This is a genomic window from Ruegeria sp. YKSF070 (genome assembly GCF_059612725.1).
The window spans coordinates 134,179-150,477 of the sequence record NZ_JBXWRD010000007.1; the positions used below are offsets into that span (position 1 = coordinate 134,179).

General features: G+C 64.5%; 17 protein-coding genes. 5 read left to right on the forward strand and 12 right to left on the reverse strand.

Translation table 11 applies throughout. From position 1 onward, the window contains the following. Nucleotides 1–213 precede the first annotated feature (213 nt). Both trmFO and gluQRS read left to right on the forward strand, forming a co-directional pair. Nucleotides 214–1,563: a methylenetetrahydrofolate--tRNA-(uracil(54)-C(5))-methyltransferase (FADH(2)-oxidizing) TrmFO gene (trmFO, locus tag AC2FL1_RS05990; RefSeq protein WP_496824103.1), complete on the forward strand. Its 1,350-nt coding sequence runs from the start codon at nucleotides 214–216 to the stop codon at nucleotides 1,561–1,563. A gap of 28 nt (nucleotides 1,564–1,591) precedes the next feature. Beyond that, nucleotides 1,592–2,431 carry a tRNA glutamyl-Q(34) synthetase GluQRS gene (gluQRS, locus tag AC2FL1_RS05995; protein WP_496876292.1) on the forward strand — a complete coding sequence of 280 codons (840 nt, stop codon included), beginning with the start codon at nucleotides 1,592–1,594 and terminating at the stop codon, nucleotides 2,429–2,431. A 3-nt stretch (nucleotides 2,432–2,434) separates the two neighbouring features. Here the strand turns inward: gluQRS and hisI are convergent, their stop codons facing one another. Continuing rightward, nucleotides 2,435–2,794 (reverse strand): phosphoribosyl-AMP cyclohydrolase, encoded by a 360-nt coding sequence (gene hisI / locus AC2FL1_RS06000; protein ID WP_496824106.1) that lies wholly within the window; start codon nucleotides 2,792–2,794, stop codon nucleotides 2,435–2,437. A 67-nt stretch (nucleotides 2,795–2,861) separates the two neighbouring features. Between hisI and AC2FL1_RS06005 the strand changes: the two genes are divergently transcribed. Continuing rightward, on the forward strand, nucleotides 2,862–3,314 hold the full coding sequence (locus tag AC2FL1_RS06005; RefSeq protein WP_496824107.1) for an iron-sulfur cluster assembly scaffold protein: 453 nt from the start codon (nucleotides 2,862–2,864) through the stop codon (nucleotides 3,312–3,314). 316 nt (nucleotides 3,315–3,630) lie between these two features. Here the strand turns inward: AC2FL1_RS06005 and AC2FL1_RS06010 are convergent, their stop codons facing one another. The 5 genes from AC2FL1_RS06010 to sciP all read right to left on the reverse strand — a co-directional run bounded on the left by AC2FL1_RS06010 (nucleotide 3,631) and on the right by sciP (nucleotide 9,407). Then, nucleotides 3,631–3,753, reverse strand: a complete 123-nt coding sequence (locus AC2FL1_RS06010; protein WP_011047417.1) for a hypothetical protein — start codon at nucleotides 3,751–3,753, stop codon at nucleotides 3,631–3,633. 114 nt (nucleotides 3,754–3,867) lie between these two features. Continuing rightward, entirely contained in the window at nucleotides 3,868–5,958 is a 2,091-nt protein-coding gene (gene recG, locus AC2FL1_RS06015) for an ATP-dependent DNA helicase RecG (protein ID WP_496824109.1), read from the reverse strand. Beyond that, complete coding sequence (ligA, locus tag AC2FL1_RS06020; protein WP_496876293.1) at nucleotides 5,955–8,174, reverse strand: NAD-dependent DNA ligase LigA; 2,220 nt, start codon at nucleotides 8,172–8,174, stop codon at nucleotides 5,955–5,957. Before ligA ends, recG begins: the two co-directional genes overlap by 4 nt. Nucleotides 8,175–8,312: 138 nt before the next feature. Next, nucleotides 8,313–9,029 carry a response regulator transcription factor CtrA gene (gene ctrA, locus AC2FL1_RS06025; RefSeq protein WP_011047414.1) on the reverse strand — a complete coding sequence of 239 codons (717 nt, stop codon included), beginning with the start codon at nucleotides 9,027–9,029 and terminating at the stop codon, nucleotides 8,313–8,315. A 99-nt stretch (nucleotides 9,030–9,128) separates the two neighbouring features. After that, on the reverse strand, nucleotides 9,129–9,407 hold the full coding sequence (gene sciP, locus AC2FL1_RS06030; RefSeq protein WP_496876294.1) for a CtrA inhibitor SciP: 279 nt from the start codon (nucleotides 9,405–9,407) through the stop codon (nucleotides 9,129–9,131). Nucleotides 9,408–9,537: 130 nt separating this feature from the next. On the opposite strand from sciP, the gene mnmA reads away from it, so the two are divergent. Together mnmA and AC2FL1_RS06040 are read left to right on the forward strand one after the other, a co-directional pair. Next, entirely contained in the window at nucleotides 9,538–10,683 is a 1,146-nt protein-coding gene (mnmA, locus tag AC2FL1_RS06035) for a tRNA 2-thiouridine(34) synthase MnmA (RefSeq protein ID WP_496876295.1), read from the forward strand. Beyond that, the gene (locus AC2FL1_RS06040; protein WP_496876296.1) at nucleotides 10,673–11,185 is read left to right on the forward strand and encodes a GNAT family N-acetyltransferase; all 513 of its coding nucleotides are present in this window, start codon (nucleotides 10,673–10,675) and stop codon (nucleotides 11,183–11,185) included. Before mnmA ends, AC2FL1_RS06040 begins: the two co-directional genes overlap by 11 nt. Here the strand turns inward: AC2FL1_RS06040 and lpxB are convergent. From lpxB to bamA, 6 genes are all read right to left on the reverse strand, one after another. Next, nucleotides 11,182–12,339 (reverse strand): lipid-A-disaccharide synthase, encoded by a 1,158-nt coding sequence (gene lpxB / locus AC2FL1_RS06045; RefSeq protein WP_496876297.1) that lies wholly within the window; start codon nucleotides 12,337–12,339, stop codon nucleotides 11,182–11,184. The genes AC2FL1_RS06040 and lpxB overlap by 4 nt on opposite strands. Beyond that, a complete protein-coding gene (locus AC2FL1_RS06050) occupies nucleotides 12,339–13,133 on the reverse strand; it encodes an LpxI family protein (RefSeq protein WP_496876298.1) in 795 nt (264 codons plus the stop codon). Before AC2FL1_RS06050 ends, lpxB begins: the two co-directional genes overlap by 1 nt. A gap of 1 nt (nucleotide 13,134) precedes the next feature. Beyond that, nucleotides 13,135–13,920 (reverse strand): acyl-ACP--UDP-N-acetylglucosamine O-acyltransferase, encoded by a 786-nt coding sequence (gene lpxA, locus AC2FL1_RS06055; protein WP_496824122.1) that lies wholly within the window; start codon nucleotides 13,918–13,920, stop codon nucleotides 13,135–13,137. Then, nucleotides 13,917–14,390: a 3-hydroxyacyl-ACP dehydratase FabZ gene (gene fabZ / locus AC2FL1_RS06060; protein ID WP_234136461.1), complete on the reverse strand. Its 474-nt coding sequence runs from the start codon at nucleotides 14,388–14,390 to the stop codon at nucleotides 13,917–13,919. The genes lpxA and fabZ overlap by 4 nt, the downstream gene beginning before the upstream one ends. Nucleotides 14,391–14,471: 81 nt before the next feature. Beyond that, nucleotides 14,472–15,017, reverse strand: coding sequence for an OmpH/Skp family outer membrane protein (locus tag AC2FL1_RS06065; protein ID WP_496876299.1), 546 nt, complete (start codon nucleotides 15,015–15,017; stop codon nucleotides 14,472–14,474). A 34-nt stretch (nucleotides 15,018–15,051) separates the two neighbouring features. Then, nucleotides 15,052–16,299, reverse strand: a 1,248-nt coding sequence (gene bamA, locus AC2FL1_RS06070; RefSeq protein ID WP_496876300.1) for an outer membrane protein assembly factor BamA, incomplete at its 5' end; no start/stop codon positions are given.

Consider the following 16,299-nt stretch of genomic DNA (forward strand, 5'->3'; position numbering starts at 1 on the left):
TCGCCGTGGGCGGAAGGTCCCTCCTAGCCGGCTCTCTCTCCGGCATTGACATTCCCGCAGCGGCGACCCCAAAAATCTCCCGTCTTTGATCCGCCACAATTGCCGCGCTGGCCAAACGCGTGACGTATTTTCGGTTGACAGCGCCTTGGACAGGCGAAAGAGGGCCACACTCGATCATTGCACCATGCCGCGCCCTGCCCTATGTGGCAGACCATGACAGACAGATTGCATATCGTGGGCGGCGGCATGGCCGGGTCCGAGGCCGCCTGGCAGGCGGCACAACAGGGTATCGACGTGGTAATCCACGAGATGCGCCCCACCGTCGGCACCTTCGCACATCAGACCGGCAACCTGGCCGAGATGGTCTGCTCGAACTCGTTCCGCTCGGATGATGACGAACAGAACGCCGTGGGCCTGCTGCACTGGGAGATGCGCGCGGCGGGCGGGCTGATCATGTCCGCCGCCGATGCCCACCGCCTGCCTGCCGGAGGCGCGCTGGCAGTGGATCGCGACCCGTTTGCCGAGACCGTGACCGCCCGGCTGCACGCCCATCCCCGCGTCTCGGTCACCGCCGAGGAAGTGACCGAACTGCCCCGCGACGGGCACTGGATCTTTGCCACCGGCCCGCTGACCTCGCCCACGCTTGGCGCTGCCATCCAGGCCGAGACCGGGGCCGAGGCGCTGGCCTTTTTCGACGCCATCGCGCCCATCGTCTATGCCGACACGATCGACATGTCGCGCGCCTGGATGCAATCGCGTTATGACAAGGGCGAGACCGAGGAAGAGCGCACCGCCTATCTGAACTGCCCGATGGACCGCGACCAGTACGAGGCCTTCATCGACGCGCTGCTGGCCGCCGACAAGACCGAGTTTCACGAGGGCGAGACCGCAACCTATTTCGACGGCTGCCTGCCGATCGAGGTGATGGCCGAACGTGGCCGCGAAACCCTGCGCCATGGCCCGATGAAGCCGGTTGGCCTGACCAATCCGCACCAGCCCGACGTCAAACCCCATGCGGTGGTGCAGCTGCGCCGCGACAATGCGCTGGGTACGCTCTATAATATCGTGGGCTTTCAGACCAAGATGAAATACGGTGCCCAAACCGCTGTTTTCAAAACCATTCCCGGCCTGGAAAACGCCAGCTTTGCCCGTTTGGGTGGCATCCATCGCAACACCTTCCTGAACTCGCCGACCCTTCTGGATGCGCAGATGCGGTTGAAATCGCGCCCCAATATCCGCTTTGCCGGGCAGATCACCGGGGTCGAGGGCTATGTGGAAAGTGCGGCCATGGGCCTTTTGGCCGGGCGGCTGGCCGCGGCCGAGATCCAGGGTCGCAACCTGCCCGAGGTGCCGCAAGACAGCGCCATGGGCGCGCTGATCCACCACATCACCGGCGGCGCCGAGGCGAAGACCTTTCAACCGATGAACGTCAATTTCGGCTTGTTCCGCCCGGTCGACGGACTGAAGGGCGGTCGCCGGGGCCGCAAGGACCGTTACAAGGCCTATACCGATCGCGCCAAGGAAGCCTGGTCCACCTGGCTAACCGAGGCTCAGAACGGGTAAATATCATGCGCTTTCTTATTGAAAAAACATGACTTTTACCACCCGCTTTGCACCATCCCCCACCGGCCCGCTGCATCTGGGTCATGCCTATTCGGCAATCCTGGCCCATGACATGGCCCGCGCCGCCGAGGGCAGGTTCCTGTTGCGGATGGAAGATACCGACCTGCAACGCAGCAAACCGGAATGGGATGCGCAGATCATTGACGACCTAACGTGGCTGGGCCTGACCTGGGACGGCCCCATACTGCGCCAGTCGCAGCAGCTTTCCTCATACGACTTTGCCCTGCGCGCGCTTGCCGATCTGAACCTGCTCTATCCCTGCTCGTGCAGCCGCAGCCAGATACAGGCCGCGCTGGCCGCCCCGCAAGAGGGCGTCACGCATGAGGTCTATCCCGGCCTCTGCAAACACCGCCCGATGGCAAGCCGCCGGGACGGTGATGCGCTGCGCCTGCATCTGGACCGGGCGCTGGCATTGTTTGACGGCGCCTATCCGCAATTCACCGAGACCGGACCTCGCCATGCAGGTACCCATCAAATCGACCCGAAACAGGCCATGGCCCGGATCGGCGATGTCGTCCTGTCCCGCAAGGGCGAAGATATCGTCGCCTATTTCCTGGCCTCGGCGCTGGATGACGTGGCTCAACGCATCACTCATGTAATCCGGGGCGAGGACCTGTTCGACTTCACCGCGATACAGGTCATTCTGCTGGCGCTTCTCGACCTGCCGATCCCGATCTATCACCATCACCGCCTGATCCGGGACGAGATCGGCAAGCGGATGGCCAAGCGCGACGATGCCCGCGCCATTGCGAAATACCGGGCCGAGGGCGCCAACCCCGCCGAGATCCGCGCCATGGTCGGGCTCTGAGCGTCAGACCATCGGCGCCATCAGCTCCACCTCTTCACCCTCGCGAACAGCGTTATAGAAACAGCTGCGCCGGTTGGTGTGACAGGCCGGGCCGGTCTGACGTACCGTGACCAGCAGGCAATCGCGATCGCAATCGACGCGGAAATCCACCAGTTCCTGCACATGGCCAGAACTTTCGCCCTTGACCCAGAAGCTTTGACGCGAGCGCGACCAATAGGTCACCCGCCCGCTTTCCAGCGTGCGCGCCACCGCCTGGGCATTCATCCAGGCCATCATCAGAACCTCACCCGTGGCGGCATCCTGGGCGATGGCCGGAATCAGCCCCGCAGCGTCATACTTTAGTGTCGAAGGGTCGAAGGACATGGCCAAAAACCTTTTGCATCCGGATGTTCGCCCACTATGTATGGGGAACAGCGAACGAGGGAAAGCCATGTCCGGCGAGACCGATCTGATCAAGCTCTATTCCGGCCGTATCCTGGCGCTGGCGGCGGATATCCCGCATCTCGAGCGGCTGGACAGCCCCGACGCCACCGTCAAGAAACGCTCGCCGCTTTGCGGATCCACCGTGACGGTGGACGTGAAGCTGCGCGACGGGCGTATCGACCAGTTCGGCCAGGATGTGAAGGCCTGCGCGCTGGGTCAGGCCGCCGCCGCCGTTGTGGGCGCCGCGGTTGTAGGCACCACCCGCGCCCAGATCGAGGCTGCCCGCGACCAGCTCAAGGCGATGCTGAAACAGGATGGGCCGGTGCCCGATGCCCCTTTTGACGGGCTCGAAGTTCTGATCCCCGCGCGCGATTACAAGAATCGCCATGCCTCAATCCTGTTGACGCTGGAGGCGACGGCCGAGGCGTTGGAACAGGCCGAACGCGCAAACTGCGCCTGACCGGATCAGGGGGCGCTGCCCCCGTCGCCAAAGGCGAGTCCCCCGGAGTATTTCCCGCGGAATGAAGATACCGGTAGTGCTGCTTCTTTCTGGTTCCAAATACTCCGGAGCGCGAGGCGGAGCCTCGCAAAAAAACCGCCGCTCCTCCCGGGCAGGAGGGCGGCGGCAGGTTGTGCGGGTCTCGTATGGGGTCCGGTCCGCGACGCCATGAGCCGAGGCGCGGCCCAGGAAGGGTCTTGGGATAGGCAGGTCACCCTTGCATCGAATGGGACAGGATGCGCGCGGAAACCGGGTACGAGATCGCAGGCAGAAACAGTCAGAACGTGCCGGGCAGCAGCAGAGCCGCAACCAGCATCACCACCAACGAGGCGGCCCCGGCGGCATCCTGCAACAGGGTATGCTGCGAGCGGCTCAGGACGGTCTTGATCTGGGTCAGCATCGGCTCTCTCCTCCGGGCGTCAGTTAATCCTTTGTTGACCTTTTGTTCTCACATCTCGCCGAGTCGGTAAAGAACTTTTTAAGAACATTTGTGAACTTTCAGGGGGAGTCGGGCTCAACCCACTGAAATCAAACGGATCGCCTGATCCTGTTTCATCAGCCACAGCAGGATGCGGGCCGCGCGGCCGCGCTCGCTGTTCAGCTCGGGGTCCTGGGCCAGAAGCGCGCGGGCATCCGTCTGCGCCGTGGCCATCAGCGCGGTATGTCGTTCCAGATCGGCGATACGAAATTTTGGCAGGCCCGATTGCGCGGTCCCGATCAAATCGCCAGCGCCGCGCATGTCCAGATCGGTCTCGGCGATGCGGAACCCGTCCTCGGTCTCGCGCAGAACCTCAAGCCGGCGACGGCCGCCCTCGGTCAGGGGCGGTTGATACATCAGCAGACAGGTCGAGGCCGCTTCGCCTCGCCCCACCCGGCCGCGCAGCTGATGCAGCTGCGCCAGGCCGAAAATCTCGGCCCGTTCGATCACCATGATGGTGGCGTTGGGGACGTTCACCCCCACCTCGATCACCGTGGTGGCGACCAGAACCTGGGTCTCGCCCGCCTGGAACGCGGCCATGGCAGCGTCTTTCTCGGCTGGCGGCATCTGACCATGGACCAGCCCGACCACGCCCTCGCCCAGCACCGCGCGCAGGCGCTTGAACCGGTCCTCGGCCGCGGTCAGATCGCTGACTTCGGATTCGTCCACCAGCGGGCAGACCCAATAACATTGCCGCCCCTCAGAGATGGCGCGGCGCAAATGATCGATTACCTCATCCATCCGCTCGGTGCTAATCACGGCTGTGCGGATCGGTTTGCGCCCGGGCGGTTTCTCGTCCAGCACCGAGACATCCATGTCGCCATATTGCGCCAGCGCCAGGCTGCGCGGGATCGGCGTGGCGGTCATCACCAGAACATCGGCGCCCATCCCCTTTTCCGCCAGTTCCATCCGCTGGCGCACCCCGAACCGGTGCTGCTCATCGACGATGGCCAGCCGCAGATCGGCAAATTCCACATCCGCCTGGAACACCGCATGGGTGCCGACCAGAATCGAGATATCGCCGCGTTTCAGCGCCGCCAGCTTGGCGCGCCGCTCGGCCCCCTTGTCGCGGCCTGTGAGCAGTTCAAGCACCACGCCCGCCTCTTCGGCCAATGGGCGCAACCCTTCGAGATGCTGGCGCGCGAGGATCTCGGTGGGGGCCATCATCACCCCCTGCCCGCCCGCCTCGACCGCGACCAGCAGCGCCATGAAGGCCACCAGCGTCTTGCCCGCCCCCACATCACCCTGCAACAGCCGGTTCATCCGCGCGGGCGCGGCCATGTCGGCGGCGATCTCCTCGATCGCGCGGGCCTGAGCGTTGGTGGGGCGATACGGCAGGCTGGCCAGCACCCGCGATTGCAGCGCGCCGGTCGCCACGCTGGAGATGCCGCGCGCCTTGCGCTCGCGTCGCCGCGCCAGCGCAAGGGTCATCTGATGGGCAAACAGCTCGTCATATGCCAGCCGCATCCGCGCCGGGGCGGTGGCGGCCACATCATCCAGCCCTTCGGGCGCGTGGGCGGCACGCATGGCGTCAGCCCAACCCGGCCAGCCCTCGCGCGCGCGCAGGGCCGGGTCGATCCACTCGTCCAGATCGGGCAGCCGCGCCAGTGCCGAACGCGCCGCCTTATAGGCGGTTTTCTGGCTGATGCCCTGGGTCAGCGGATAGACCGGTTCGAATTCCGGGATCTCGCCCGCCTCGGCCACCGGCAGGATATGGTCGGGATGGACCATGTTGGCCATGCCATCGAACAGTTCGACCTTCCCCGACACGACACGGCGCGACCCCTCGGGCAGCACCTTTTTCAAATAGTCGCCGCGCGCATGAAAGAAGACCAGCTGGAAATCGGCCTGCGCATCCTCGACAAAGATACGATAGGCACCGCCGCGCCCGCGGGCCGGGCGATGGGCGCCGACCGTCACCTCGACCGTCAGCGTCGCGGGCAGATCAGCACCCCGGATCGTGTCGCGCCGACGCCGGTCGACAACGGAATAAGGCAGCGAAAACAACAGGTCGCGCGGGGTTTCCACATCCAGATGCGCAAACAGCTGCGCGGTCTTGGGTCCCACCCCTTCGAGCGTCTCCAGACCCGCGAACAGCGGGAAGAGCTGTTCCGGCCGCCCGCTCATAGCCCCTCGATCAGCGTCAGCCAGCCATCCTCGTCCAGGGTCTCGATCCCCAGGCTCTCGGCGGTCTTGAGCTTGGAGCCGGCGCCGGGCCCCGCCACCAGCAGATCGGTTTTCTTGCTGACAGACCCCGCGACCTTCGCCCCCAGCGCCTCGGCCCGCGCCTTGGCCTCGGCCCGGGTCATCTTTTCCAGCGAGCCGGTAAAGACCACGGTCTTGCCCGCGACCGGGCTGTCGCGCGCCGGGGCATCGGGGGGGATCACCGTCAGATGCGCGGTCAGCCGGTCAAAGGCAGCGCGCTCGTCTGTATTGGCAAAGGCATCCGACAGCGACAGGCCCAGCGTGGCGCCGATCCCGTCGACGCCGATCAGGTCGGCCCATGCGGCGGCGGCCTCGGGCGGCACCTCTTGCGCGGCGATCACGGCAGCGCGGGTATCGCTGATGCGGGCGCGGCGCCCTTCGGCCTGGGCCTGCTGGCGCTCCTGCTCCTCGGCGGTGTCGGCGGCACGATGGGCCAGTGCGGCGGGGCGGGCTGTGTCCAGTGCCGCTGCCATCGCGTCCCAGTCGCGGTAATGCAGCGCCAGATCCTTGGCGCCCACCTCGCCCACATGTCGGATGCCCAGGGCAAAGATCAGGCGGGCCAGCGGAATGCGGCGCTTGTCGTCGATGGCCTGAAACAGGTTGGTTGCCGATTTCTCGCCCCAGCCCTCGCGGTTCTTCAACTGTTGTAGCCCTTCGCCATAGCGGCTGCGCAGCTCGAAGATATCGGCAGGTTCGCGGATCCAGCCGTCGGCGTGGAACTGTTCCACCTGCTTGGCGCCCAGCCCCTCGATGTCAAAGGCGGCGCGGCTGACGAAATGCTTGAGCTTTTCCACCGCCTGCGCCGGGCAGATCACGCCCCCGGTACAGCGGCGCACGGCATCGCCGTCCTCGCGAATGGCGAGGCTGCCGCACTCAGGACATTGCGTCGGGAAATCAAAGGGCTGCGCATCCTCCGGCCGCTTGCTCAGATCGACATCGGCGATCTTGGGAATCACGTCACCGGCGCGATAGACCTGCACCCAGTCGCCGACGCGGATATCCTTGCCGTCGCGAATCTCTTGTCCCCGGCTGTCGCGCCCGGCGATGTAATCCTCGTTATGCAGGGTGGCGTTCGACACCACCACTCCGCCCACGGTGACCGGGGTCAGCCGCGCCACCGGGCTGAGCGCACCGGTGCGCCCCACCTGGATATCGATCGCCTCGAGCCGGGTCCAGGCAAGTTCGGCCGGGAATTTATGCGCGATCGCCCAACGTGGCGTGGTCGACCGAAAGCCGAGCCGCGCCTGAAGAGACAGCTCGTCAAGTTTGTAGACCACTCCGTCGATGTCATAGCCAAGCGTCGCGCGCTGTGCCTCGATATCGCGATACTGCGCGATCATGGCCCCCAGGTCGGCGCAGCGGCGGGTTAGCGGGTTGGTCTGAAATCCAAGGCTGGCCAGCCGCCCGATCGCCTGCATCTGCGTTTCTGCCAGCGGTTCCGAGAGTTCACCCCAGGAATAGGCGAAGAATCGCAAAGGCCGCGCGCGGGTGATCGCGGCGTCGAGTTGGCGCAGCGAGCCGGCGGCGGCGTTGCGGGGATTCGCAAACAGCTTGCCGCCCTCGGCCTCTTGCCGGGCGTTGAGTGCGGCGAAATCCGCATGGCTCATATAGACCTCGCCGCGCACCTCCAGCACCTCGGGCGCGCCCTCGATCCGGGCCGGGATATCGGCGATGGTGCGGGCATTGGCGGTGACATTCTCGCCCACCTCGCCATCGCCCCGGGTCGCCGCCTGCACCAGAACGCCCTGTTCATAGCGCAGCGACAGGGACAAACCGTCGATCTTGGGCTCGGCGGTATAGGCCAGCGGCGCCTCGGAATCGAGGCCCAGATACTTGCGGATCGAGCGGTCAAAATCGGTGACGTCCTCATCGTCAAAGGCATTACCCAGCGACATCATCCGCACCGCATGAGTGACCTTGGAGAAGCCCTCGCCCGGGCGAGCGCCCACCTGCTCGCTGGGGCTGTCGGCGCGTTTGAGATGGGGGAAACGCGCCTCGATCGCGGCATTGCGCTGTTTCAGCGCGTCATACTCCGCATCGGACATCTCGGGCGCGTCCTGGGTATGATAGGCGAGGTTCGCCTGCGCCAGCAAACCGGCCAGTCGTTCCAGTTCATGCGCGGCTTCCGCCTCGGTCATTTTTTCGATGGGTTCTGAAACTGTCATGGCCCCGCCCGGTCTGTCTGGTCTTTGCGACCAGTGATAGGGCGAGGCCATGGTCAGGTCCAGATCAGTCTGCGTGAGTGGTGGTGCCGCGCTGGACTCGCGACTGGCTGTTCAGGCGTTGACCGCGATCCGCGGATCGGGCAACCCGTCGGCCTGAGGATCGCGCAGCACATAGCCCCGTCCCCAGACCGTTTCGATGTAATTCTCTCCTCCGGTTGCATTGCTTAACTTCTTGCGAAGCTTGCAAATGAACACGTCGATAATCTTCAATTCGGGTTCGTCCATGCCGCCATAAAGATGGTTCAGGAACATCTCCTTTGTCAGGGTCGTGCCCTTGCGCAGCGACAGCAGTTCGAGCATCTGATATTCCTTGCCGGTCAGATGCACCGGCTGACCCTCGACCTCGACCGTCTTGGCATCGAGGTTGACGGAGATCTTGCCGGTGCGGATCACCGACTGTGAATGCCCCTTGGACCGACGGATAATCGCGTGAATGCGCGCGACCAGTTCCTCGCGGTGGAAGGGTTTGGTCAGGTAGTCGTCGGCGCCAAAGCCGAAGCCCTTGATCTTGCTCTCTGTATCGTCGACGCCGGACAGGATCAGGATGGGGGTTTCGATCCGCGACATGCGCAACTGGCGCAATACCTCATGCCCGTTCATGTCGGGCAGATTGATGTCGAGCAGGATCAGGTCGTAGTCGTAAAGCTTCGCCAGGTCGATGCCTTCTTCGCCCAGATCGGTCGCATAGACGTTCAGATTGGCATGGGTCAGCATCAACTCGATGCTCTTGGACGTCGTCGGATCATCCTCGACTAGAAGTATGCGCATCTCAAGTTCTCCGCCTTAAACGCTATTCCGTACTGGAATTAACCGTGACGAATAAAGGTTAATCTGCCGTTACCGATATTCACATTATGTAAGATCAACCTAAAGTTGTCGATATCTTTTTAGCGCAGTCACCTTCAATGCATCTTTCCCGTGTTCGGCCAGGGCCGAGACCCAGCTGTTGAACTCCTCATCGCTCAGACCATAGGTCTGCTTCGCCTCTGTCAGCGTGATCAGCCCATAAATGACCCCCCGGACCACCGCGATCTTGCGCGATGCAACCCAACGGCGCGTATTGGCCGGCGGCAAATCCGCGCGCGTAATGATAGAGCCATCCGGCAGGGTGACAGATCGGGGGCCTTCAACCTTTCGCAAGAACATCACCTATCCCTTCTTGTGTCAGGGCAACATTGGCGACAGCCTACTTAATGCCGGGTGAAACCGCCCCTTGAGAGTAGTTCGGATTTTCCTATATTCTGCCGGTCTCCCTTAATCTTCAGGAGTTGCCCGGATGGCGCTGGACACCGAAACGCCGCTGAACACGCTTGGCTTTGCCAAACCGCCCTCGGAAACGCGGGTGGTCGTTGCCATGTCGGGCGGCGTCGACAGTTCGGTCGTGGCCGCCTATCTGGCCGATCAGGGCTATGACGTGGTGGGCGTCACTTTGCAGCTATACGATCATGGCGCAGCCCTGGCCAAGAAAGGCGCCTGTTGCGCCGGGATCGACATCCATGACGCCCGCCGCGTCGCCGAAGAGCGCGGTTTTCCCCATTACGTGCTGGATTACGAGAACATCTTCAAGGATGCGGTGATCGACGAGTTCGCCGACAGCTATCTGGCCGGTGCCACACCGGTCCCGTGCATCCGCTGCAATGAACGGGTGAAGTTCAAGGACCTGCTGGAAACCGCCCGCGATCTCGAGGCCGACTGCATGGCCACCGGCCATTACATCCAGCGCAAGATGGGCCCGAACGGACCCGAGCTGCATTGTGCCGAGGATGCCAACCGCGACCAGTCCTATTTCCTGTTCTCGACCACGCCGGAACAGCTCGACTATCTGCGCTTTCCGCTGGGCCACCTGCCCTCCAAGGACGCGACCCGCGAAATGGCCGCGCAATATGGCCTGGCCGTGGCCGACAAGCCCGACAGCCAGGACATCTGTTTCGTGCCCAACGGCAACTATGCCAGCGTGATCGAGAAACTGCGCCCCGGCGCCGCCGAACCGGGCGAGATCGTGCATGCCGATGGCCGCGTGCTGGGCAGCCACGAGGGCGTCATCCACTACACGATCGGCCAGCGCCGCGGCCTGGGCATCGGCGGCCTCAGCGATCCGCTTTATGTGGTGCGCCTAGACGTGGACAAGAAACAGGTTGTCGTCGGACCCAAGGAGATGCTGGCCACCCGCACCATCCCGGTGCGCGAGATCAACTGGCTGGGCGATGAACCTTTCACATCGCGCCCCGAATGGCACCTGTCGGTCAAGGTCCGCTCGACCCGCCCCCCGCGCGAGGCGATCGTACGCCCGATCAGCGAGACAGAGGCCGAGGTGGAACTGCTGACGCCCGAGGAGGGCGTGTCGCCCGGACAGGCCTGCGTTTTCTACGAAAGCGACGGTAGCCGCATCTTTGGCGGCGGCTGGATCTGGCGTGGGTATTGAGACGCTTCAGACCCCGCGCCTGACCCTCTGCCCGATGCGGGCAGAGCATGCCCCTGCCCTGCATGCCGTCTTTGGCGATCCAGAGGCGATGTGCTTCTTTGGCGAGACCCACAAAGACCTGGCACAGACCGAACGATGGGTCGCCGGAACGCTGGCCGAACCTGCTGAACAGTGCCGTGAATACGTGCTGCTTGAGGATGGTTTGGCGATCGGCAAGGCCGGGCTGTGGGCCGTGCCCGAGCTTGGCTTCTTTCTGCGCCGGGATCGCTGGGGCCAGGGGCTGATGCGCGAAGCCTTGACTGCGCTCATACCCCATTTGTTCGCGACCCTGCCGCTTGATCATATCCGGGCCGATGTCGACCCGCGCAACGCGGCCTCTCTGGCGTTGTTGCACCAGCTTGGATTTGTCGAGACCCATCGGGCCAGCCGAACGATCCAGATCGCCGGGGAATGGGCGGACAGCGTTTATCTGGAACTTGAACGGAGCAATGTCGGCGGCTAGCCCGGCAACCGGTCCAGCACCGCCTGCGCCGCGCGCAGACCCGGCGGGGTGCCGCCCCGGCCCAGACGCTCCATCGTCAGGCGCATCGCCGCGTCCTGCGCGGCAGGGTCGGCATGCACCGCCGCCAGCCGCGCCGCGATGTCTTCGGGCGTGCAGGCGGGGCCCAGGCATTCCGGCACCACCCGCGTCTCGCTGACCAGATTGACCAGCGTCACCGTGTCGATGGTGACCATCCGTTCGGCGATCTTCTGGGTCAGCCAGTTCACCTTGTAGGCGATCACCATAGGCGTGCCCGCTGCTGCCAGTTCCAGCGACACCGTGCCCGAGGCCGCCAATGCCAGATCAGCAGCAGCAAAAGCCGCGCGCTTGCGCATGGCGGCTTGCCCAGGCGCCAGCCCGCGCGGATCGACCAGCACCGGCGCACCGGGCCACTCGGCCACCTGCTGCGCCACCTGTTCGGCCACATGCGGCACCACCGGCACCACCACCCGCATATCGGGATGCTCCGGCAGGAACCGCCTGAGTGCCGCGCCAAAGACGGGCGCCAGACGCTCGACCTCACCCCGCCGCGAGCCGGGCAGTGCCAGCAGCACCGGCGCCGCGCCCAGCCCCAGTTCGTCCCGCAGCGCGGCGATATCCTCCCCGGTCGCCTCGGGTTCGGTCACCACCGGGTGGCCGACAAAGTCGCACTCCATCCCGGCTCGCTCCATATAGGGCGGCTCAAAGGGCAACAGCGCCAGCACATGGTCGATGACCTTGGCCATCTTGTCGGCCCGCCCGGGCCGCCAGGCCCAGACGCTGGGCGCCACGTAATGCACGGTGCGGATATCGCTCGCCTCTTTGACCAGCCGCGCCACCCGCAGGCTGAAATCGGGGCTGTCGATGGTGATCATCACATCGGGACGCATCGCCAGCACCGCCTGGGCGGTCTCGGCGATGCGGCGCTTGAGGTGGAAATATTTCGGCAGCACCTCGACCAGACCCATAATCGAAAGCTCGGCCATGGGAAAGCGGCTTTCCAGCCCCTCCGCCTCCATCGCGGGTCCACCGACCCCGTCAAACTGCACATCGGAGCAGAGCTGACGCAGGCCCGCCATCAGCGCTCCGCCAAGCCGGTCGCCCGAAGGTTCGCCCGCAAGGATAAAGACGCGCATCAGGCGTCCGGTCCCGCAACAAACAGAAAGAGGCCCAGCCGGTCACATTCCGCGATCACCCGGTCACGCTCCAGCACGATGACGCCGCCCGCTGCGATCACCAGCCCCGAGAGGCCCGCCACCACGGCGGCGGTGACGGTATCGGGGCCGATGGTGGGCAGATCGGCGCGCCGGTCCTGATCGGGTTTCGGCGCCTTGTACAGCACTCCACCGCCCGCATCGGGACGTTGGCCAAGGGTTCCCAGCATCCAGTTGGTGCCAAAGACGCTTTCGATCGCCAGCGCCTGTCCGCGATGTGCCACACAGGCCTGTCCGATATCGGCGGCCGACATGGCAGCCACGATCTCGGCGCCGCGCTTGGCATCCGCCAGCTCCGCAGGCCCCGGCTGCGCCTTGGTCGGGCATCCTGGGGGCATCAACAGATCGGGGGCGATCTCATGCGCGGCGCGCACCGCCAACCCGGCGCTTTCGAATATCCCCATCACCGCCCTCAGCGCGCCATCGTCGCCCGAGGTCAGCGCCTGCTGGATCACCGGCACAAGCGGCAGCGTGGCCGCGTCGATCCGGGCCGGATCGACAGCAGGCCGTCCCACCGCGCCCGCAAGGCAGATTTCGGTTACACCGCGTACCTTGAGTTGCTCCACCAGCGAGCCCAGATGCTCGATCGGGAACGGGATATCGACCGCGAGCCGTTCTGGTAAAAAGCCTTCCATCGCGCAAATCAGCGGCGGTTCGGGCAGGCGGGCAACCAGTTCCTCGGGCAGCGCCCCTGTCCCTGCGATCAGCGCCAGCATGTCACTTGCCCGGCGTCAAATAGGACCGGTCGGTCTGGCCCAGAATGAACTCGGCGATCTCGCGCACATAGTCGCTGTCGAACTCCTCGCCCATGCGGCGTGCGCGATCCTGAAAGGTACCCTCGCCCTGGGCCAGCATCTGAAAGGCGGCGCGCAGCTGGGTGATGTCGGAGCGCGCCACGCCGCGCCGTTTCAGCCCGATCAGGTTCAGCCCGTCCAGCTCGCCGCGCGGCGCCTGCACCAGGCCATAGGGAATGACATCATTGGGGACCATGGTCAGCGCGCCGATGATGGCGCCGCGCCCGACCCTGACCCATTGATGCAGGCCCGAGATACCGCCGATGATCACGTCATCCTCTACAATGCAATGGCCCGCGGCGCCCGCATGGTTGACCATGATCACCCGGTTGCCCAGCTGGCAATCATGCGCCACATGACAACCCGCCATCAACAGGCAGTCATCCCCGATCCGGGTGACGCCGCCACCCCCGGCGGTGCCCGCGTTCACGGTCACATGTTCGCGAATGCGGTTGCGGGCACCGATCACGACGCTGGTTTCCTCGCCGCCGAATTTCTTGTCCTGCGGGATCTCGCCGATCACCGCAAAGCTGAAGATCACGCTGTCCTCGCCCACGGTGGTGTCACCGGTGACAACCACATGGCTCTTCAACTCAACCCGGTCGCCCAGAACTACTTTTGGCCCCACGATGCAGAACGGACCGATCACGCAATCGGCGCCGATCTGCGCGCCCTCTTCGATGATGGCGCTGGGATGGATCTGGCTCATGTGCTTTTCTCTCCGGTCAGGTCCACATAGGCCGAGAATTCGGCCTGTGCCGCCACCTCGCCATCCACAGTGGCAGTGCCACGGAACTTGAAGATCTTGCCGCCCATCTTGCCGCGCAGGGTTTCCACATGCATCTTCATGACATCGCCCGGCACAACCTTGCGGCGGAATTTGCAGTTGTCGATATTCATGAAGTAGATCAGCAACTCGCTGTCGACGATATCCATGCCCACACCCAGCATCACACCGGCGGTCTGGGCCATCGCCTCGACGATGGTGACACCGGGCATGATCGGCGTGCCGGGGAAATGGCCTTGGAAATGCGGCTCGTTCATGGTGACGTTCTTGATCCCAACGGCCGAACTGTAACCGTCGATCTCGACAACCTTGTCCACCAGCAGAAACGGATAGCGGTGCGGCAGGATCCGCTGGATCAGCTGGATATCGGCGCTCTTGGTCTCGGTGGTCATGCTGCACTGTTCCTGTTCTTGTCGGTCTTGATCCGGGATTAGCAAGACTGGCCGCAATCGGCAAGCAAGCGCAAACAGGCGCTAATCCCGACGCAGGGCGCTGCCGTCGCCAATGGCCGCGTCGATGCGGCTGATCGCGATGGCGGTGATATCGGTGGTGTCGAGGCTGAGGAATACTGTCGAGCGTTCAAGGATCACGCTGGCCCCGGTGTCGCGCATCAGCGCCGCAAGGATCGGCCGGGCCAGTTCGACAAAGGTGGCGCGGGCCTCTTCGCCGCGCGCCTCCAGCGCCTGCCGCTTGGCGGTCTGGTTCTCACGATGGGCCTGCACCTTGACGTCGAAGGCTTCGGCCAGCACCCGGAACGCCTGCGGCTCCAGCTCGGTCCGGCGCTGGGTCAACTCCTGCTCCTCGCGGCTCAACTCGGCCACGATCCGCTCGTTCTCGGCCGCCAGAAGCGCGCCTTCGGCCTCGATCTCGTCGATGATGCGGCGGCCATAGGCGGATTTCACGAACAGGATTTCACCCGAGATGGTCAGCACCTCGTGGCGCGGCAGGCCCAACTGTTGCGCCCCCACGAGCGACGGCAGTGCCATAAACAGCAGCAGGGCCCCCAAGAGGCCCCGCATTGCCTGCCCTGTTTGCCAAGGCCGCATGCCGTGATCAGAACCGCGCCTGAATGGTCAGGTCGAAGGACTGTTCCTTGTCAAAGGTCTCTTTCTTGAGCGCCTTGGAGAAGTTGAAGCGCAGCGGGCCAAAGGCGGTGGTCCAGAGCAGCGAGAAGCCGATCACATGACGGAACGAGCCATCCGCACCGACAATGGTGCCACCGGCGGTGTTGACATCGCTCAGGTCCCAGACGTTGCCAACGTCGTAGAACACGCCGCCACGCAGACCCAGTTCCTCGGGCAGGCCCAGCGGGAATTCCGCCTCGAACCGTGCCACCGCATAATAGTTGCCGCCAATCGCGTCATCGACCCCGTTGGACAGGTCGCGCGGACCGACACCGGCGGGCTCAAACCCGCGGAAAGTGTTCGGGCCGATCACGAAACGGTCAACCGCACGGCTGAACCCGCTGCCCTGCCAGCTGAACGCGCCCAGGTCGAGCGAGGCCCGCAGCGTGATCTCTTCGTGCCAGACACGGGTCTGTGCGATGGCCTTGGCCGAGGTCTTGATATATTCGTTGTCGCCGCCCAGACCGGCCGCATCGACGCCGACCTCGAACAGCACACCCGCATTGGGGTTCAGGCCACCGATCCGGCTGTCATAGGTATAGGTCAGCCCCAACGCGCTGGACGATTTCTTGCCCTGCGCGATTTCGCTGGCGATCACCGCGCCGCTGACCGTGGTCGCGGTCCGCTGCACCATCTCGCTGGCCTCCCAGCGATAGCGCAGTTGCAGGGTCGACAACTCGCCCAGTCGGAAGGTCAGGCCGGGCGCAAAGAAGGCCCGCTCGGTGTCATAGCTGGCAAAGCTGGAATTGGTGTTCGCCACGCCGAGATCGATGTCAAAGCGCAGGTCGCGACCCAACAGCTGCGGCTCGGTGAACGAGAGCACATATTGCTCGGCATCCTGCGCGGTCGACAGGGTCAGGCCCAGCCGCTGGCCGCGACCCAGCCAGTTGTCCTCGGTCAGGCCGATGGCCACACCGAAACCGTCCGAGACCGAGTAGCTGCCGCCGAAGCTGAGCGAGCCGGTCGGCTTTTCCTCGACATCCACATCGACGATGACCTGAGCCGGGGTCGATCCCTCGCGGGTTTCCACGTTGGCATCGGCGAAGAAGCCCAGCGCGCGAATGCGCTCGGCGCTTTCGCGAATCTCGCGCGGATTGAACGGGTCGCCTTCGACGGTGCGGAACTGACGACGGATCACCTGATCCAGCGTGGTGGTGTTACCCTCGATATCGATCCG